Origin of the sequence: Cupriavidus sp. 2SB (assembly GCF_005503625.1) — a bacterium.
Taxonomy (GTDB): Bacteria; Pseudomonadota; Gammaproteobacteria; order Burkholderiales; family Burkholderiaceae; genus Cupriavidus.
In genome coordinates this window covers 1-17,511 of the sequence record NZ_SCMX01000074.1, presented here as the reverse complement: position 1 = coordinate 17,511, position 17,511 = coordinate 1, and the positions used below count along the sequence as shown (strand labels likewise).

At 64.9% G+C, this 17,511-nt stretch carries 16 protein-coding genes; 5 read left to right on the top strand and 11 right to left on the bottom strand.

All coding sequences use genetic code 11. The annotated features are described in order from the left end of the window. Positions 1 to 364: 364 nt before the first annotated feature. A complete protein-coding gene (locus FFS21_RS25720; RefSeq protein ID WP_137927537.1) occupies positions 365 to 2,437 on the top strand; it encodes a putative bifunctional diguanylate cyclase/phosphodiesterase in 2,073 nt (690 codons plus the stop codon). Positions 2,438 to 2,464: 27 nt separating this feature from the next. Here the strand turns inward: FFS21_RS25720 and FFS21_RS25715 are convergent, their stop codons facing one another. Next, positions 2,465 to 2,731, bottom strand: coding sequence for a copper resistance protein CopQ (locus FFS21_RS25715; RefSeq protein ID WP_137927536.1), 267 nt, complete (start codon positions 2,729 to 2,731; stop codon positions 2,465 to 2,467). A gap of 362 nt (positions 2,732 to 3,093) precedes the next feature. Here FFS21_RS25715 and FFS21_RS25710 point away from each other — a divergent pair, with 362 nt between their 5' ends. Next, positions 3,094 to 3,393 carry an H-NS family nucleoid-associated regulatory protein gene (locus FFS21_RS25710; RefSeq protein WP_137927535.1) on the top strand — a complete coding sequence of 100 codons (300 nt, stop codon included), beginning with the start codon at positions 3,094 to 3,096 and terminating at the stop codon, positions 3,391 to 3,393. 14 nt (positions 3,394 to 3,407) lie between these two features. Here the strand turns inward: FFS21_RS25710 and FFS21_RS25705 are convergent, their stop codons facing one another. The 4 genes from FFS21_RS25705 to FFS21_RS25690 all read right to left on the bottom strand — a co-directional run bounded on the left by FFS21_RS25705 (position 3,408) and on the right by FFS21_RS25690 (position 7,019). Beyond that, entirely contained in the window at positions 3,408 to 4,706 is a 1,299-nt protein-coding gene (locus FFS21_RS25705) for a multicopper oxidase family protein (protein ID WP_137927534.1), read from the bottom strand. Between the two features lie 2 nt (positions 4,707 to 4,708). Next, positions 4,709 to 6,094: a TolC family protein gene (locus FFS21_RS25700; protein WP_249359645.1), complete on the bottom strand. Its 1,386-nt coding sequence runs from the start codon at positions 6,092 to 6,094 to the stop codon at positions 4,709 to 4,711. Positions 6,095 to 6,102: 8 nt separating this feature from the next. Then, positions 6,103 to 6,447 carry a hypothetical protein gene (locus FFS21_RS25695; protein ID WP_137927533.1) on the bottom strand — a complete coding sequence of 115 codons (345 nt, stop codon included), beginning with the start codon at positions 6,445 to 6,447 and terminating at the stop codon, positions 6,103 to 6,105. A gap of 107 nt (positions 6,448 to 6,554) precedes the next feature. Then, positions 6,555 to 7,019: a hypothetical protein gene (locus tag FFS21_RS25690; protein WP_137927532.1), complete on the bottom strand. Its 465-nt coding sequence runs from the start codon at positions 7,017 to 7,019 to the stop codon at positions 6,555 to 6,557. 232 nt (positions 7,020 to 7,251) lie between these two features. Between FFS21_RS25690 and FFS21_RS25685 the strand changes: the two genes are divergently transcribed. Genes FFS21_RS25685 through FFS21_RS25675 form a run of 3 tightly spaced genes read left to right on the top strand, consistent with a single transcriptional unit; the run spans position 7,252 to position 11,865 of the window. Next, a complete protein-coding gene (locus tag FFS21_RS25685; protein WP_137927531.1) occupies positions 7,252 to 7,929 on the top strand; it encodes a heavy metal response regulator transcription factor in 678 nt (225 codons plus the stop codon). Between the two features lie 10 nt (positions 7,930 to 7,939). Then, the gene (locus FFS21_RS25680) at positions 7,940 to 9,415 is read left to right on the top strand and encodes a heavy metal sensor histidine kinase (RefSeq protein ID WP_171020491.1); all 1,476 of its coding nucleotides are present in this window, start codon (positions 7,940 to 7,942) and stop codon (positions 9,413 to 9,415) included. Positions 9,416 to 9,471: 56 nt separating this feature from the next. Beyond that, positions 9,472 to 11,865 (top strand): heavy metal translocating P-type ATPase, encoded by a 2,394-nt coding sequence (locus FFS21_RS25675; protein ID WP_137927530.1) that lies wholly within the window; start codon positions 9,472 to 9,474, stop codon positions 11,863 to 11,865. A 185-nt stretch (positions 11,866 to 12,050) separates the two neighbouring features. Here the strand turns inward: FFS21_RS25675 and FFS21_RS25670 are convergent, their stop codons facing one another. From FFS21_RS25670 to FFS21_RS25645, 6 genes are read right to left on the bottom strand one after another with little or no spacing between them, the layout of a single operon-like run. After that, complete coding sequence (locus FFS21_RS25670; protein WP_137927529.1) at positions 12,051 to 12,941, bottom strand: polysaccharide deacetylase family protein; 891 nt, start codon at positions 12,939 to 12,941, stop codon at positions 12,051 to 12,053. A gap of 6 nt (positions 12,942 to 12,947) precedes the next feature. Further along, complete coding sequence (locus FFS21_RS25665; protein WP_137927528.1) at positions 12,948 to 13,997, bottom strand: bifunctional UDP-4-keto-pentose/UDP-xylose synthase; 1,050 nt, start codon at positions 13,995 to 13,997, stop codon at positions 12,948 to 12,950. A 10-nt stretch (positions 13,998 to 14,007) separates the two neighbouring features. Beyond that, positions 14,008 to 14,931, bottom strand: coding sequence for a formyltransferase (locus FFS21_RS25660; RefSeq protein ID WP_137927527.1), 924 nt, complete (start codon positions 14,929 to 14,931; stop codon positions 14,008 to 14,010). Then, entirely contained in the window at positions 14,919 to 15,911 is a 993-nt protein-coding gene (locus FFS21_RS25655) for a glycosyltransferase (RefSeq protein ID WP_137927526.1), read from the bottom strand. The genes FFS21_RS25660 and FFS21_RS25655 overlap by 13 nt, the downstream gene beginning before the upstream one ends. Further along, a complete protein-coding gene (locus tag FFS21_RS25650; protein ID WP_137927525.1) occupies positions 15,890 to 17,065 on the bottom strand; it encodes a DegT/DnrJ/EryC1/StrS family aminotransferase in 1,176 nt (391 codons plus the stop codon). The genes FFS21_RS25655 and FFS21_RS25650 overlap by 22 nt, the downstream gene beginning before the upstream one ends. A 28-nt stretch (positions 17,066 to 17,093) precedes the next feature. Then, on the bottom strand, positions 17,094 to 17,465 hold the full coding sequence (locus FFS21_RS25645; RefSeq protein ID WP_137927524.1) for a DMT family transporter: 372 nt from the start codon (positions 17,463 to 17,465) through the stop codon (positions 17,094 to 17,096). Positions 17,466 to 17,511: the final 46 nt, after the last annotated feature.

Below are 17,511 nucleotides of genomic sequence, written 5' to 3'. Positions count from 1 at the left end.
AGCCGGAGCCGTCATCGCCTGACGTGCCTGCCGCGTTAAGGCGTCGAGGAGGCGTCGAGGGCTGCTGTTCATCACGTCTCAAGCATAGATCGGCGCACACGCGCCGCCTTTCCGGCGGACGCTGATTGCCCTGTAGGAATTTATCGGACGAGTCAGGTGTGGCTTCGATGCCGCATGTCAAGCCGTCTTATGGTGGGCCCTATGGTGGATTTCGTCGCGGCACCAAGCGGCGTGATGCACAATCCCGCTTCAGTCTGGGCTGCAGGTGCCGTTATCCCTAGCGGATGGCGAGAACCTTCGCTCAAGCCCCAGATGCCATCGAAATTTGCGGGGGCCAGAAAGCCACCGCTTCGTCACGCCTGCCATGATTTCCCCCAGCTACGACGCGTCTCTCGTCCTGTTTTCCGTGCTTGTTGCCGTGCTGGCGTCGTATACGGCGCTCGATATGGCCGGGCGCATCTCCACGGCCGCACGTGGCCGCTACGCAGGAATGTGGCTGGCCGGCGGTGCCATGGCCATGGGCCTCGGTATCTGGTCAATGCATTTCATAGGCATGCTGGCGTTCAGCCTGCCGATTCCCCTCGGATACGACGTGCCCATCACGGGCGTCTCGTTGCTGATCGCTGTGCTCGCCTCCGCCTTCGCACTGAAGCTTGTCAGCGGCACGGAATTGCCACCCGCACGGCTGGCGCTGGGTGCCGTCACCCTCGGCGCCGCCATCGCCAGCATGCATTACACAGGCATGGCCGCGCTGCGGATGCAGCCCGGCATCGACTATGACCCGTGGCTATTTCTGCTTTCACTGGTCGTTGCGGTGGGCGCATCGGGTGCGGCGCTGTGGATCGCCTTCCGCCTGCGCCGGAGCTTGCCGCGCGTGCATCAGCTACGCGTGGGCGCTGCGCTGGTGATGGGCGGTGCCATCGCATCGATGCACTACATCGGCATGGCGGCTGCGCGTTTTCCGCTGGGGAGTGTCTGTGGCGCGGCGCGCTCGGGCGTGGACAGCCACGCGATGGCGCTGCCGATCATCGTCATCACGGTATGCGTGATTGCCGTGGCGCTGATTACGTCAGTGCTCGATATGCGACTGGAAATGCGCACGGCCGTGCTGGCGGATGCGCTGAACGTGGCCAATCGCGAACTGGAATTCCTGGCCCTGCACGACAAGCTCACGCACCTGCCGAACCGCGTGCTGCTGGAAGACCGCTTCCAGCAGGCCATGCGCCAGTACGACATGTTCGCCGTGCTCTTCGTGGACCTGGATGGTTTCAAGGGCGTCAACGATACCTACGGACACCAGATGGGCGACAGCCTGCTGGTGGAAATCGGCAATCGGCTGCGCGCCTCGGCGCGCTCGGAAGATACGATTTCCCGGGTGGGTGGCGATGAATTCGTGATGCTCGTGCGCGTGGAAGAGCCTGCCGATGCCGGCGTGGTAGCGGCACGGCTGATCGAGGCGCTGCGCGAGACGGTGTACGTGAGCGGGCATGCGCTGCATGTCTCTGGCAGCATCGGCATCGCGGTGTATCCGGCCGACGGCTCGGATCAGGACGGGCTGATGACCAATGCCGATGCAGCGATGTATCACGCCAAGGCGTCGGGCCGCAATGGGTATTGCTTCTTCGAGCGGTCGATGAACCAGCAGGCCCGGGCGCAGCAGATGCTGATCCAGGATCTGCGTGCGGCCATCCGCAATGGCCAGTTGCAGCTTCACTACCAGCCCAAGATTTCCGCGACCCATCATCGCGTGGTGGGCGCCGAGGCCCTGCTGCGCTGGAATCATCCGGTACGGGGCCTGATGATGCCCGACCAGTTCATCGCGCTCGCGGAGAAGACGGGTGCCATCCTGCCCATCGGCGACTGGGTACTCGACGAGGCGTGCCGCCAACTGGCCGTATGGCGCGGAATGGGCCATACGGACTGGTCCGTGGCGGTCAACCTGTCGGCCCTGCAGTTCTGCAATGCGGGGATGATCGACGCCGTAGCCGCCGCGTTGGAGCGCCATGGTGTGCCAGCGGAGTACCTGACGCTGGAAATCACCGAAAGCACGGCGATGCGCGATGTGGAGGAAACGCTCGACATCATGACGCAGCTCGACACCATGGGCGTGCGCATCGCCATCGACGACTTTGGAACCGGTTATTCGAGCCTGCTGCACCTCAAGCGGATTCCGGCGAGCGAACTGAAGATCGACCGCGGTTTTGTGCGGGAGCTGGTAGAGGATTCGGAAGACGCGGCCATCGTTTCAGCCATCGTGGCATTGGGGCGCACGCTGAAACTGCAGGTGGTGGCGGAGGGAGTGGAAACGCCCGAGCAGCAGACTTTCCTGGCCGGGCTGGGGTGCGATACGCTGCAAGGCTACCTGTTGGGCAGGCCCGTGCCTGCAGCGCAGTTCACGAACATCGCGGCGGGCACTGAAGCCGCCACGCTGTCGTGAAGGTGACAGGACGTCAGGGGATGCGTATCAGGCGCCGTCGGTGAACGCGTCGCGCGGGCTGGTCACGCGGGCGCCGTCGGTGTAGACATCGCGCGGGCTGGTGATGCGGGCGCCATCGGTATAGACATCGCGCGGGGCGGTGATGCGGGCGCCATCGGTGTAGACGTCGCGCGGGGCGGTGATGCGTGCACCATCGGTAAAAGGATCGACGCTGCGCGGTGCGGCGTTGGCAAGGCCGGCGGCACCGGCGAGCGTGGCGGAAATGGCGGTCGCGAGCAGGGCTTTCTTCAGCATTCGTGGACTCCTGTGTCTGAGCTGTTGTCTGAGTGGTTGTCTGAAAATCGAGGGTCGAGAAACTTGGGGCGGTTATGTGAACGGTCGTCGGGCGACCTTGAACGGAAGTCTAGGAATCCAGCGGGGACGAAAGCATGACTCGCGCATGACATCCATGTCATGGCCGCACGATGCTTGCTAGAATGCCGCCCGTTATCCACAGCGGTGCATAATGACGGACATTGAATCCAGCCGATTCCGGGAGCACCGGGTCAACACGCTGTAGAATCCGTTTCTGACCTGCCGGCTTTTCCCGCCCGGGTCGTCCCCCGAACTCCTTTCTCCAGCCCGCCCCACGTGGTGGCGGGCGCGCACGATACGTCATGTCCGAGTCTGAAGCAGCCAAAACCGTCGCCGTGGCATGGGTCCGCGAGCAGATGGATCGCCATGGCCTGACTTTCGACCATCTGGTCGAAGCAGGCTGCTTTGCCGAAAGCGAAGAAACCGCAGAAGTGGAAGTGGAGGGTGAAACCACTCCAGCCACGCCAGCCCCTGCCGCCGCACCGCGCGTGGTGTACCGCAATGCCATGGGCCAGACCTGGGACGGCACCGGCGAATATCCGGACTGGCTGCAGCGTGCCGTCAACGCCGGCCAGTCCATTGATTTCTATCGCGTCGAATAATCGTTTTCTCGCGATTACCGTTCCGTCCCCGGTTCCGCGTATTCATACGCCACCGTTCCCCTGGGGTGCCGATACCAACCCGGATCGCGATAATCCCCAGGTGCCATGCCCGCCCGCACCTTGAGCGTGGTGAACATGCCACCCATCTCGATGGGTCCGAACGGTCCCTCGCCACTCATCATCGGCAGCGTGTTGCTGGGTAACGGCATTTTCATGCTGCCCATGTCGGCCATGCCTGCCTCGCCCATGGCCATGTAGTCGGGCACCAGCGCGCTCATCCGGCTGGCCAGGTCTTTCTGCTTCACGCCAATCATCGTCGGGACGTTGTGGCCCATCGCGTTCATCGTGTGATGCGACTTGTGGCAATGAAAGGCCCAGTCGCCAGGATTGTCCGCGATGAATTCGATGGCGCGCATCTGCCCCACCGCGACGTCGGTGGTGACTTCGGGCCAGCGTGCGGACGGCGGTACCCAGCCGCCATCGGTGCCCGTGACTTCGAACCGATGCCCGTGCAGGTGAATGGGATGGTTCGTCATCGTGAGGTTGCCGAAGCGGATGCGTACGCGATCGCCCAGGCGCACCGGCAGCACATCGATGCCGGGGAAAACGCGGCTGTTCCACGTCCACATATTGAAATCCGTCATCTCGGCCACGCGTGGCGTGTAGGTGCCGGGGTCGATGTCATAGGCGGCAATCAGGAACACGAAGTCACGGTCCACGCGCATGGCGGCGGGGTTGCGCGGATGTACGACGATAAACCCCATCATGCCCATCGCCATCTGTACCATCTCGTCAGAATGCGGGTGGTACATGAATGTCCCGGCATGACGCATCTCGAACTCGTACACGAACGTCTTGCCCGGCGGGATATGCGGCTGGGACAGCCCGCCCACGCCATCCATGCCAGCCGGCAGGATCATGCCGTGCCAATGCACGGTGGTGTGCTCGGGCAGCTTGTTCGTGACGAAGATACGCACGCGATCGCCTTCCACGCATTCGATGGTGGGTCCGGGACTTTGCCCGTTGTAGCCCCACAGGTGCGCGGTCATACCGGGCGCGAGTTCGCGTTCGACCGGTTCGGCAACAAGGTGAAACTCCTTCCAGCCATTGCGCATGCGCCACGGCAGCGTCCAGCCATTGAGGGTGACCACGGGCTGGTATGGCCGCCCGTTCGAAGGTGTCAACGGTGCCTGCGTGGCGGCGCTGGATTGCAATGGGGCCTCGGGAAGAACGGCGGCGCCCGCGCGGGACACCATCGCCGTACCCAGCATGGCGGCGGCCGAGCCGCCGAGGAAATTGCGTCGGGTGACCATGTTTATTGGGGTTGAGTGTTGGGAGGCAGCCGTCCGCCGAGGGCGCTGCGCAGATCGGATTCGGCAAGCCAGAAGTCGCGCTGGGCATCGAGATAGCTGTTTACGGCGTTGATCTGTTCGCGTGCATCGGTCAGGAGTTCGAACACGCTGACGAGCATGCCGTTGTAGCGCAGCAGGTTTTCGTCGCCGATGCGCTTGCGCAGCGGCACGACCTCGTCGCGGTAATGCAGCGCGATGTCATAGCGCGCCTGATATCCGGCGTAGGTTTCGCGCACGGTGGAGCGTGCATTGATCGCCTGTTCGGCCAGGCGCGATGCGGCCTGCAGATAGATGTTCTCGGCGCGGGCCACGCGGGCGCCGCCCCAGTCGAACAATGGCACCTCGATGTCGATGCCGTAGCCGGTTTCACGCGGACGACCCGTTTCGGAATTGAACAGGTAACTGGCATCGATCACGCTGATAAAGCGCGTGGCACGCGTAAGGCCCAGCGACCGCGACAGACTGTCCAGTTGCGCGCGGCCGGCCTGCAAATCGAGACGGTTCGAGATGGCATAGCCCTCGAGGCCCTGCATCGAGGGACGGTTGGCCGGAAGGTCGGGCAGTCGCTCCGGTAGCTGGAACGCCAGGTCATTGCCCCAGAGGCCAAGCTCGCGCGTCAATCGCTCCCTTGCAGACAGGGCGCGCTCGCGTGCCCGCGCCAGTTGCGCGGCGGCATCGGCATAGAACGCCTGCTCGCGTGCGTGATCGAGCGCGCTGACGTTGCCGCTGCGGGCCAGGTCGCGGGCAAACAGTGCGCCAGTCTCGGCGGCTCGCCGCACCTGCTCGGCATAGCGGGCCGCCTGCTCGGCGGCAACGGCCTGCACCCAGGCACGCCGCGTGGATTCGGCGCGCCGCAGCGTGGCGTCGGCCACAGCCAGCCGCGTCTGTGCGAAACGGCCCTGTTCGATTCGGGCTGCGAAAGGCAGCGCCAGCAGGTTCATGAAGCCCACCGTGACGGCCCGCTCGATCTTGAGCTCGTCGCCCGAGGTCTTGCGGCTGAACGAGAATCCCGGGTTTGGCAGGCGCGTAGCCTGCACGTAGTCGGCCTCTGCGATGCCCAGGTCCGCGTATTGCGCTTGCAGGCCGCGATTGTTGAGCAACGCCACCTGGATGGCGCGCTCGGCGTCCAGCGGCTGCGCCAGTAGTTCGCGCGTGCGCTCCTGCACGGCGGCGCGGTCGGCATCGGTGCGCACCCAGGTTGCTTGCTGGCCGAGGCGTTCGCGCGTGGTATCGGCCACGGTATCGAACCCGCCATCGGGAGAAAAGCCGGCGCAACCGGCCAGCAGCAGTGCGGCCATCAACGAGGCGATGGGCATCGCGCCACGCTTGAGCAAAGCCTTGATTTGCATGATCGGCCTCAGTGCGCGTGGTGATGGGGATGGCCGGAAGCCGGCGCTGCCGGTGCTGCTGGCTCTGCGAGTGGGGCTGGCGCCGGATGATTCATCATGTGATGGCCGGCGTGCGGGTCCGTTGCCTGGCTTGCGTCGGCCGGGGCAACGCTGGCATTCGACTCGCGCCACGGCTTGACTTGCGGCGTCTGATAGGGGACGTAGCCAGCCAGTGCCGAGACATCGGGCAGGGCCGGAACGGGGGTGTGGGGGTCCGTCGGATCGGGCAGGGCAGGCGCGGACGCCTGGCCGACGGCGAGTGCCGGGACCAGCGTCAACAGCGATGCCAATGCCATACAACGCATGGCAAGCATGTGAAATTCTCGGTAGCGGTCAGGACAACGCGCGGCTTACTGCGGCAGGCCGCAAGGCAACGCGAATCTGCGGGAAGGCGAGGGGTGCGATGGACGCACCTCGGGTGTCAGCAGTGGCGCGCGGGCGGCCGGTCTGCGGGCTGGGAGGCGTGGCTGGCGAAGCTGGTGAAGATAGCCAGCGGCAGCGCGTGGCGATGGTGCTGCAGCGCTACGAGGGGGATTTCCGGCAACAGCATGACGCTGGCCGCGCAGGCGGCACAGGCGCTGCAAACGCCGGCATGGTGAGACGTGTGATCGGTGGAGGGCGCCGACATGTCCGCGGGCGCCGACACATCGTGCCGAGCCGGGGTGCCGGCGTCGTCCATGCTCGCGTTGCCCTCGTGGCAATGCGCATGGATGTCCTGGCCAATCTCGGCTTCCGCCACGGCCTTGATCGCGGCGTGTCGCTCGGGCATCGATAACCCTGCGGCTTCGGTCGCGCTGCAAACCATCATGACTGCCGCCACGGCACCCTGCACGGGCAGCGCGAACATGGCAAAACACAACAGGAAGCAAGACAGCAGGCGTTTCATCGAAACCGTAAGGCGACCTGCAGGGCGCAGGCATGGGGGCGAGAATGCATGGGTGCCCGGGATCAGGGCAAGCGCGCATTGTACTTTGTTTGTCGATCAGAATTTGCGCAAATATGATGACAATCGTGCAATGATCGCCCAATTACGGCCAACCTCGGATAGTGTCGGGGTTCTGCAATAAACCGATAGATGGTGCGCCGGCATTGCTGCCGGACGCGCGAAGTGAAAGACCATGCGCATCCTGATTGTCGAAGACGAACCCAAGGCGGGTGACTATCTGCTCAAGGGGTTGACCGAGTCCGGCTTTGTGGCCGACCTGGCCCGCGACGGCGTGGACGGTCTGGCCCACGCACGCGAACAGCACTACGACCTGATCGTGCTCGATGTGATGCTGCCCGGCATGGACGGCTGGCAGGTACTGCGCGAACTCCGCCGCGACAAGGACACCCCGGTCCTGTGCCTGACGGCTCGCGACGAGTTGTCGGACCGGCTCAAGGGTCTGGAACTCGGGGCGGACGACTACATGGTCAAGCCCTTCGCATTCGCGGAACTCGTGGCACGCATCCGCACCATCCTGCGACGCGGCCCGCTGCGCGAAAGCGAGTTCATGGAAGTGGCGGACCTGCAGATCGACACCATCCGGCGCCGCGTCACGCGAGCGGGCCAGAAGATCGACCTGACGTCGAAGGAATTCGCGCTGCTGCAACTGCTGGCGCGTCGCCGGGGCGAGGTGCTGTCCCGCTCGCTGATTGCGTCGCAGGTTTGGGACATGAACTTCGACAGCAATACCAATGTGGTGGATGTCTCGATCCGACGCCTGCGTGCCAAGGTGGACGATCCGTTTCCGAACAAGCTGATCCACACGCGGCGCGGCATGGGGTACGTGCTGGACGAATCGGACGAAGCATGAGCAGCAAGGCATGAAGCGCCTGCTGCGCCTGCGTCGCGCCATCGACGCCTGGATGCCGGCCTCGCTGACCACGCGGCTGGCGTTGGCCTATGGCCTGACCACGGCCGCGATTCTCGTCGGCGTGGCTACCTATCTCGCTACCGCCCTCGGTAACCAGCTGCAATCCCGCGACGAGAGCGAACTGGTTGGAGAAGTCCTGCTCGTGCGGCACTTGCTGCGCGAGGTGACCGACGAGATGGAGATTCGCACCGATACCCATCGCTTTGCCGATATCGCGATGGGCCATGAGGGCCTGATCCTCGTTGTGCGCACGCGTGACGGCGAACCGCTGATGACGCTCAATCCCCATAACGAGACGCTGCCGCCGCTGCGTGTGTTGCCTGCCGCCACGGCTCCCGATAAATCCCATCTGGAAACCTGGCATCCGCGCAATGGCGTGCCATCGCGGGGCATGGCGGCGCTCGGACAGATCGGCAATACCGACCGGACCGTCGAAATCATCGTGCTCAGTGATGCGGGTTACCGCGTGGCGTTGATGCGCGAGTATCGGAGCGAGTTGCTCGGCGCGGTACTGTGCGGGGCCATCGTGGCAGCCGCACTGGGTTTCCTGCTGGCCCGACGGGGCTTGCGGATGCTGCGCCGCATGGCTAGTGATGCCGCTGCCGTGACGACGAGCCGGCTGGCAACGCGGCTCGACGTCGGCGGCGCGCCCGAGGAACTGCGTGAGCTGGCTGGTGCGCTCAATGCCATGCTGGCGCGTCTGCAGGACAGCTTTACGCGGCTGTCTCAATTTTCGGCCGATCTCGCGCACGACTTCCGCACGCCCATCAGCAACCTTGTTGGCACCACGCAGGTGGCGCTTGCCCAGCGCCGCACGCCTGCCGAGTACGAGGCCGTGCTCGAATCGAACCTGGAAGAGTACGAGCGCTTGTCGCGCATGATCGAGAACATGCTGTTCCTGGCACGCGCGGACAACGCACAGGTGGCGCTCGGCGCCCGCTCGCTGGACGCGCGCGCCGAGCTGGACAAGGTGGCCGAGTATTTCGAGGCCGTGGCCGCCGACCGCAATCTCACGCTGGCGGTGTCCGGCGTGGCGACGGTGATGGCCGACCAGACCCTGCTGCGGCGCGCCATTATCAACCTGCTGGACAACGCGGTGCGCCACGCGCCTACCGGCAGCACGGTGCGGATGGTGGTCTCGCGGCCCAAGGCGGGCTGGACGGCCATCACGGTTGCCAACGGCGGGCCGGCAATCGACGCCGAGGCGCTGCCACAACTGTTCGGGCGTTTCTATCGCGCCGACCCGTCGCGCCGTAATTCGGCAAGCTCCACGGGCCTCGGGCTGGCTATCGTCGACACGATCATGCGTCTGCATGGTGGCAGCGTGTCGGTGCAAAGCGTCGAGGATGACACCCGGTTCGAACTCGCGTTTCCCGATCTCGCCGGGTTGCCTGAGTCCGGCGAAGCACGCCTGGCCCGGGCTTGACCCTGGAGTGGCTACAGGGTCTTCAATGGCAGGCAAGATGCTTCGAGGATTCCGTCATGGCCCGCTCCACCCCAGACCACGCTTCGCCCCTGCCGCCGCAGAAGGCTGACGCGTGCTGCTCAGGACACTCTCATGCTGCTGCGGCCCCGCCCGCAGCGGCTGATCCGCACGACCATTCCCACGACGCCAGGCATGACCACGGGCACCACCACGACCACGGTCATCCCCATGCCCACGCGCCAGCCATCGATAGTTGCTGCAGCGGTGGAGGTTGCGCGTCAACGACAGTCTCGGCCCCGGCGGTGGCAGCGCCGCCCGGCACGCGGTCGTCAGCATTCCGCATCGAGGCCATGGATTGCCCCACCGAGGAGACGCTGATCCGCGGCAAACTGGGCGGGATGGATGGCGTGGCGGCGCTGGATTTCAACCTGATGCAGCGCGTGCTGACCGTCCATCACACGCTGCCGTCGGCAGATCGGTTCGTGCAGGCCATTGCTTCGCTCGGCATGAAGGCCGAGCCGCTGAGCCACGACCGCGCAGCCGCTGCCGTTGCGGAGCCGGCCAAGCCCTGGTGGCCGCTGGCGCTGGCCGGCGTGGCAGCGCTGGGCGCCGAGCTGGCCGAATGGTTCGGGATTGCCACGCCGTATCTGCCCGCAGCGCTTGCGCTGGCCACGGTGCTGATCGCGGGGCTCGGTGTCTATCGCAAGGGCTGGATCGCCGTCCGCAATGGCAACCTGAATATCAATGCGTTGATGAGCATCGCTGTGACTGGGGCGATGCTGATCGGCCAGTGGCCCGAGGCGGCCATGGTGATGGCGCTGTTTGCATTGGCCGAGCGTATCGAGGCCGCGTCGCTCGACCGTGCGCGCAACGCCGTGCGCGGCCTGCTGGCGATGACGCCGGAGCAGGCGACAGTGTTGCAGCCGGATGGTAGCTGGCTCGGCGTCAGGGCGGCCGAGGTTGGCGTGGGCGCCACCGTGCGGCTGCGCCCCGGCGAACGTGTGGCGCTAGATGGCCGCGTTACCCGTGGGCAGTCGGCGCTCGATCAGGCGCCCATCACGGGCGAAAGTGTGCCGGTGGACAAGGTGCCGGGCGATCCGCTGTTCGCCGGCTCAATCAACCAGTCCGGCGAACTCGAATATACGGTGACGGCGCCAGCCGATGATTCCACGCTCTCGCGCATCATCCATGCCGTGGAAGCCGCACAGGGCAGCCGCGCCCCGACGCAGCGATTCGTGGACCAGTTCGCGAAGATCTATACGCCGGTCGTGTTCGCCATCGCGCTTGGCGTGGCGGTGGTGCCGCCACTGTGGATGGGCGAGCCGTGGCTGGCCTGGATCTACAAGGCGCTGGTGCTGCTGGTGATCGCCTGTCCGTGCGCGCTGGTGATTTCCACGCCCGTGACCATCGTCAGCGGGCTGGCGGCCGCCGCGCGCAAGGGCATTCTGGTCAAGGGCGGTGTCTATCTGGAGCAGGGCCATCGGCTGACATGGCTCGCGCTCGACAAGACTGGCACGCTCACGCATGGCAAGCCTGCCCAGACCGATATGGCGATGCTGGTGGACGATGTGCCGCAGGCGCGCGCCATCGCGGCCAGTCTCGCGGCACGCTCGGACCACCCGGTCTCGCGCGCGGTGGCCATTGCGGCCGGGGCCGACGGCGTGGTCGGCTTCGACGTGCAGGATTTCGAGGCAGTGGCGGGGCAGGGCGTGCGCGGCACCGTGGACGGTATCGCTTACCGCCTGGGCAACCATCGCATGATCCACGACCTGGGCGCCTGCTCTCCAGCGCTCGAAGCTCGACTCGAAGCCATCGAGCGGCAAGGCAAGACCATCGTCATGTTGGCATCTGTGTCGCCCGACGGCGCTGCACGGGCGCTGACGCTGTTCGGCGTGGCCGATACCGTGAGAGAGACCAGCCGTCAGGCCATCGAGCAACTGCATGCGCTGGGCGTCAGGACGCTGATGCTGTCGGGCGACAACCCGCACACTGCGCAGGCGATCGGGCGTGTGGTGGGTATTGACGAAGCGCGCGGCAATCAGTTACCGCAGGACAAGGCCGATGCGCTGGCGGCACTCGCCACCCAGGCACATGGCCGTGGTGAAAAGGTGGGCATGGTGGGCGACGGCATCAACGATGCCCCGGCGCTTGCGCGTGCCGATATCGGCTTTGCGATGGGTGCGGCAGGCACCGATACCGCGATCGAAACGGCCGACGTGGCCTTGATGGATGACGACCTGCGCAAGATTCCCGCGTTCGTGCTGCTGTCGCGCCGAACTTCGTCGATCCTGAAACAGAACATCGCGCTGGCACTCGGTATCAAGGCTATCTTCCTTGCCCTGACCGTGATGGGCATGGGCACGATGTGGATGGCCGTGTTCGCAGATATGGGCGCGAGTTTGCTGGTGGTGTTTAATGGGTTGCGGTTGACGCGGAAAGAGACGGTTTAGAAATCCCCACTGGCTGGCTCCCCTTCCGCCTGTTTAATTCCCCTCTCCCGCATGCGGGAGAGGGGTTAGGGGAGAGGGCGCGAGGTTCTGCTTGCCGAGATGAGCAATTTGAACTGCTGGCCCTCTCCCCCGACCCCTCTCCCGCTTTGCGGGAGAGGGGAATAACCCAGTCGGAACAGTCAGCCCTACGGCTGCACAATCAATTCACCGCTCCGCCCCGCAATCTCTCCCCACGTCACCGGCAACTGCGGCAGGTGGCTCCGGTCGATGTGCTGGTAGTACGTACCCATCGACACCAGTTCGTGCCCCTGCGCACGCCATCCGGCCAGCAGCCGCTTGAAAACCGGTGCCAGCTTGCCGCCTTCGATTTCCGTATGCAGCGTGAAGATATGATCGTCGTCGCCTTCGCTCAGTTTGAGCACGGCGTGGTGGACGTTCTCTTCCGTCAGATCGTCCACGCCGATCAATTCATCGAGCGTGGGGAGCGTGGTAGGCATCTGCACATGCTTGCAGGGTTTGCCATCCACGGTCGGGATGTACGGCGCCGTGCCACGGCCATCGGACGCGTAGGTCATGCCCCAGTCATCGATCTGCCGGAACGCCTCGTCGTTCATCTGCCACCCGGCGGCACCGTGCGTAGGAGGAGGGGCGCCGAAGATGTCGATGAAGCGGTCGAACGATTGCTGCATCTGGCGGCGCGTCCAGGCGGCGTCGCGGCTGCGCACGTTGTCTTGCCAGTAGACGTGGTCCCAGGTGTGGATGCCACACTCGTGACCGGCTGCCGCTGCCGAGCGCATTTCCGCAGCGGCTTTGCGGCCAATGTCCGGACCGGGCAGTAGCACGCCATTCATCAGCGTGCGCAGCCCGTAGTTGGACACCACGGACGTACGAGACACCTTCTTCAGAAAACCCGGCCGGAACACGCGGCGCAGCGCCCAGCCCGTGTGGTCCGGGCCAAGGCTGAACAGGAACGTGGCGTCGGCCTGCACGGCCGACAGCATCGATAGCAGCGCCGGGACGCCTTCACGCGTGCCACGCAGCGTGTCGACGTCCACCTTCAGGGCAATGCGAGCCATGCCGGATCAGTTGCCGTCGACCAGCGTGCGCGCTTCCACCACCTTGTCGCGGTACGCCTCGAAGATGCGGCGCAGTGCCTGCTCCATATTCAACTCAGGCTTCCAGCCCAGTTCCTTGATCGTGTTGTCGATCTTCGGCACGCGGTGCTGCACGTCCTGGTATCCCTTGCCGTAGAACTCGCCCGACGAGGTTTCCACAATCCTGGTCTGCTGCGCGTACTCGGCGTATTCCGGATACTCGGCAGCCATCGACAGCATCATCTCTGCCAGTTCGCGCACGGAGTGGATATTGGCCGGGTTGCCGATATTGAAGATCTTGCCGCTGGCCACGCCGTTCTTGTTCTCGATGATCTGCATCAGCGCCGAGATGCCGTCCGAGATATCGGCGAAAGCACGCTTCTGGGCGCCACCATCGACGAGCTTGATTGGCTCGCCGCGCACGATGTGACCCAGGAACTGGGTGACCACGCGCGAGGAGCCTTCCTTCGATTCGAAGATCGAGTCCAGCCCGGCACCAATCCAGTTGAACGGACGGAACAGCGTGTAGTTCAGGCCCTGCTCCATGCCATAGGCGTGAATCACGCGGTCCATCAGTTGCTTGGAGCAGGCGTAGATCCAGCGCGGCTTGTTGATCGGGCCGTAGACCAGCGACGAGGCTTCGGGGTCGAACTCGTCGTCCGTGCACATGCCATAGACCTCGGAGGTCGAGGGGAAGACCAGATGCTTGCCGTACTTCACGGCGCTGCGCACGATGGGCAGGTTGGCCTCGAAGTCGAGCTCGAACACGCGCAGGGGGTTGCGCACGTAGGTGGCCGGGGTGGCGATGGCCACGAGCGGCAGGATGACGTCGCACTTGCGGATGTTGTACTCGACCCACTCCTTGTTGATGGTGATGTCGCCCTCGGAGAAATGCATGCGGGGGTGGTTCACCAGATCGCCAAGGCGGTCGGAGGCCATGTCCATGCCGTAGACCTCCCACGAGGTGGTTTCGAGGATGCGGCGCGTCAGATGGTGGCCGATGAAGCCATTGACGCCGAGGATCAGGATCTTTTTCATCGGTAACCTTTCAGGATGCGGTGATGATGGTCTGGAATTCGGATGCGGAGACTGGGCTCGCATGGTCGGCGCTCGGGCCTTCGAGCAGTTGCAGCACGCGTAGCGCGCCGCCGTCGCCGCAGATGGCCACGATGCGGCCGTCCACGACATGCAGACCCGGCGTGAGTCCGGCGGGCACGGCAGTTGTTTCAAGCCGGCGTGCCTGCGCCACTACGAACCGGCGGCTGCCAACTTCGGTGAACGCGCCGGGGTAGGGCGGGGCCACGGCGCGTACGAGGTTATACACCGCGCTGGCGGGCTGGCGGAAGTCGATGCGGCCATCCTCGGGCTTGCGGCCGGAGAAGTAGCTGCCATCGGCCAGACGGTTCGGGCGTTTGGGCGTGTTGCCCGCCATCATGGCCGGCAGCGCGCGCCAGAGCGTCTGCTCGGCGGCCACGGTGACTTTCTCGAAGACCTGTCCGGCGGTGTCGTCGGGCAAGATCGGCACCGAGGTCTGATCGACGATAAAGCCAGCGTCCGGCTTGGCTTCCATCGCGTGGAGCGTGGCACCCGTCTCGGTCTCACCGTGCAGCACTGCCCAGTTCACGGGCACGCGGCCCCGGTACTTGGGCAGCAGCGAACCGTGCATGTTGAACGCGCCCTGCGGCGCGAGGCTCAGGACATCGGCCGGAATCATCGCGCGGTAGTAGAACGAGAAAATGACGTCCGGGCGGGCGGCGCGCACGGCATCCGCCACGGCGGGATCGGCCGGATTCTCGCCATAGAGGAACGACAGGTTCAGCTCGGCGGCGGTGTCGGCCACGCGTTGGAACCAGATGTTCTCGTCGGGACGGTCGCGGTGCGTGACCACCAGGGCTACGTCCACGCCCTGTGCGTGCAGCACGCGCAGGCAACGGTCGCCCACGTTGTGATAGGCAAAGACTACGGCGCGCACGGTGCCTCCTGGGGACGGCTGGCGTTCGGGTCGCGCTCCAGCACGGCCTGGATACGATAACGCGGTCGGTCGCGCACTTCCTGATAGATGCGGCCAATGTACTCGCCCAACAGGCCGATGCCGAACAGCATGATGCCGATCAAGAAGAAGTTGAAGGCGAACAGCGTGAACACCCCCTGCACTTCAGAGCCCAGGATGAAACGCCGGATCAGCAGGACCAGGAACAGGCCGGCGGACGTGATCGACAGCATCGTGCCGATGGCCGAGAACCACTGCAGCGGTACGATCGAGAAGCCGGTGACAAGATCGAAGTTCAGGCGGATCAACTGGTACAGCGAGTACTTGGACTCGCCCGCGTGGCGCTGTTCGTGGCCCACCTCGATCTCCACCGGGTTCGACGAGAACGTGTACGCCAGCGCCGGGATGAACGTGTTGACCTCGCGGCACGCATTGATCGTGTCGATGACGTTGCGGTCGTAGGCGCGCAGCATGCAGCCCTGGTCCGTCATCTTGATCCGGGTGATGCGCTCGCGTAGCCGGTTCATCGCCCGCGACGCGTAGCGGCGGAACGCCGTGTCGTTGCGCTGGCGGCGGATGGTACCCACGTAGTCGTGGCCCTTGCGCATCTCGGCCACCAGGCGCGGGATCTCTTCCGGCGGATTCTGCAGGTCGGCGTCGAGCGTGATGACAATGCGGCCACGCGTATGCTCGAAGCCCGCCAAAATCGCCATATGCTGACCGAAGTTGCCGTTGAACAGGATCACGCGCGTCACGTCGGGCCGCTTGTGGAACTGCGCGGCAAGCATCTGCGGCGAGCGGTCCATGCTGCCATCGTTGACGAAGATGATCTCGTACGACTCGCCCAGGCTGTCCAGCGCCGGATAGACGCGGTCGAACAGCGCCTGCAGTCCGTCTTCCTCGTTATAGACGGGAATGACGACCGAGACTTCGACCGGGCTTAGAGAGATAGACGTTTGCATGTTTCGCTGAGAGTTGCACAGACTCGCTCCACGTCGGCGTCCTGCATGGCCGGGAACATCGGCAGCGTCAGGATGCCGCGGCCAATGCGTTCGGCATGCGGCAGCATGCCTTCGCGCCAGCCAAGCGAGCGGAAATACGAGAACAGATGGATGGGCGGGTAATGCACGCCCGCGCCAATGCCTTGCGCGCGCATGGCTTCCATCACAAGCTGGCGGGCCTGCGCCGGGCCGCCTTGCAGGCGGTCGGTGGGCAGCACCACCTGGAACATGTGCCAGTTCGTGGTAGCCAGCGTCGGATCGATGGCCAGGGGGAGTTCGATGCCGAGATCCGCCAGACCATGCCGCGCGGCCGATTCGAAGTAGAGCGTGGCGAGTCTGGCCCGGCGCGCGGTGATCGCATCGAGCGTCTCCAACTGCGCCAGACCGATGGCGGCGTTGACATCGGTCAGGTTGAACTTGCCGCCCGGTTCCTCCACGTCCATGCCATCCATGCCGGTGCGGATCACGCCCTGCAGCCGCAGCCGTTCGGCACGCAGCGCCTCTTCGGGCGTGTTCATCACCAGGCAGCCACCCTCGACCGTGGTGATGTTCTTGTTAGCCTGGAAGCTGAAGCTGACCAGATCCCCAAACGCACCGATGCGCTGGCCGCGCCAGCGGGAGTCGATGGCTTGCGCGGCGTCCTCGATCACGCGGAGATTGTGGCGGCGCGCGATGTCGTAGAGGCGGTCCATGTCGACCGGCAGCCCCGACAGGTAGACCGGGATGATGGCGCGCGTGCGCGGCGTGATCGCGGCTTCCACGGCGTCGAGGTCGATATTGCGCGTGCGCGGATCGACATCGACGAAGACGGGCTTCGCGCCCACCGTCAGGATCACATTGGCCGTGGCCACCCAGGTAATGGGCGTGGTGATGACCTCGTCGCCGGGGCCGATGTCAGCGATACGCAGGGCGATTTCCATCGTCGCCGAGCCATTCGAGAAGGTGCGCACGGGCCGTCCGCCAAACAGCGCGGATAACCGGGTCTCGAATGCCTGCACCTTCGGTCCGGATGTGATCCAGCCCGAGGCGAGCACCTTGCCCACTTCGGCAATGGTTGCCGCGTCGATCTGTGGCCGGACGAATGGCAGGAAATCCTGCGGATTGGAAGCTGTCATGTCAAAAACGAGGGCAACTGGGCTGCAATCAGGAGCGGGCAATGAGGAACACGCCGGCCAGTATCAGCAGGATGCCGGCCACGCGCAAGGGTCCGAGGATTTCTCCGAACAGCCACCACGCGGCCAGTGCATTGACCACATAGCCGAGCGAGAGCATGGGATAGGCAATCGACACGTCCACGCGCGACAGGCCCACGATCCAGACACCGACGCTGATGACGTAGCAGGTCAGGCCGGCGATCACGGGCCATTGGGTCAGCACCCGGAAGGCCGTGTCCAGAAGGGTGGCACGTTCGATGGTGATGGCGCCCACGGCGTTGGTGCCGGCCTTGAGCAGCAGTTGCGCGCAGGCATTGAGCAGCACGCCGGCAAAGATGAAGGCAAAAGTCGAAAGGGTCATGGGGCAGTCCGGGGCGCGGGGGTGGCGGATGCGGCCGGATGGGAGG

Excerpts from the sequence above, each read along its gene's own strand:
- FFS21_RS25665 (WP_137927528.1), bottom strand. The coding sequence starts at position 13,997 with ATGAAAAAGATCCTGATCCTCGGCGTCAATGGCTTCATCGGCCACCAT.
- FFS21_RS25695 (WP_137927533.1), bottom strand. The coding sequence starts at position 6,447 with ATGCTTGCCATGCGTTGTATGGCATTGGCATCGCTGTTGACGCTGGTC.
- FFS21_RS25700 (WP_249359645.1), bottom strand. The coding sequence starts at position 6,094 with ATGCAAATCAAGGCTTTGCTCAAGCGTGGCGCGATGCCCATCGCCTCG.
- FFS21_RS25715 (WP_137927536.1), bottom strand. The coding sequence starts at position 2,731 with ATGCTGAAGAAAGCCCTGCTCGCGACCGCCATTTCCGCCACGCTCGCC.
- FFS21_RS25670 (WP_137927529.1), bottom strand. The coding sequence starts at position 12,941 with ATGGCTCGCATTGCCCTGAAGGTGGACGTCGACACGCTGCGTGGCACG.
- FFS21_RS25710 (WP_137927535.1), top strand. The coding sequence starts at position 3,094 with ATGTCCGAGTCTGAAGCAGCCAAAACCGTCGCCGTGGCATGGGTCCGC.
- FFS21_RS25655 (WP_137927526.1), bottom strand. The coding sequence starts at position 15,911 with ATGCAAACGTCTATCTCTCTAAGCCCGGTCGAAGTCTCGGTCGTCATT.
- FFS21_RS25650 (WP_137927525.1), bottom strand. The coding sequence starts at position 17,065 with ATGACAGCTTCCAATCCGCAGGATTTCCTGCCATTCGTCCGGCCACAG.
- FFS21_RS25720 (WP_137927537.1), top strand. The coding sequence starts at position 365 with ATGATTTCCCCCAGCTACGACGCGTCTCTCGTCCTGTTTTCCGTGCTT.
- FFS21_RS25705 (WP_137927534.1), bottom strand. The coding sequence starts at position 4,706 with ATGGTCACCCGACGCAATTTCCTCGGCGGCTCGGCCGCCGCCATGCTG.
- FFS21_RS25690 (WP_137927532.1), bottom strand. The coding sequence starts at position 7,019 with ATGAAACGCCTGCTGTCTTGCTTCCTGTTGTGTTTTGCCATGTTCGCG.
- FFS21_RS25645 (WP_137927524.1), bottom strand. The coding sequence starts at position 17,465 with ATGACCCTTTCGACTTTTGCCTTCATCTTTGCCGGCGTGCTGCTCAAT.
- FFS21_RS25685 (WP_137927531.1), top strand. The coding sequence starts at position 7,252 with ATGCGCATCCTGATTGTCGAAGACGAACCCAAGGCGGGTGACTATCTG.
- FFS21_RS25680 (WP_171020491.1), top strand. The coding sequence starts at position 7,940 with ATGAAGCGCCTGCTGCGCCTGCGTCGCGCCATCGACGCCTGGATGCCG.
- FFS21_RS25675 (WP_137927530.1), top strand. The coding sequence starts at position 9,472 with ATGGCCCGCTCCACCCCAGACCACGCTTCGCCCCTGCCGCCGCAGAAG.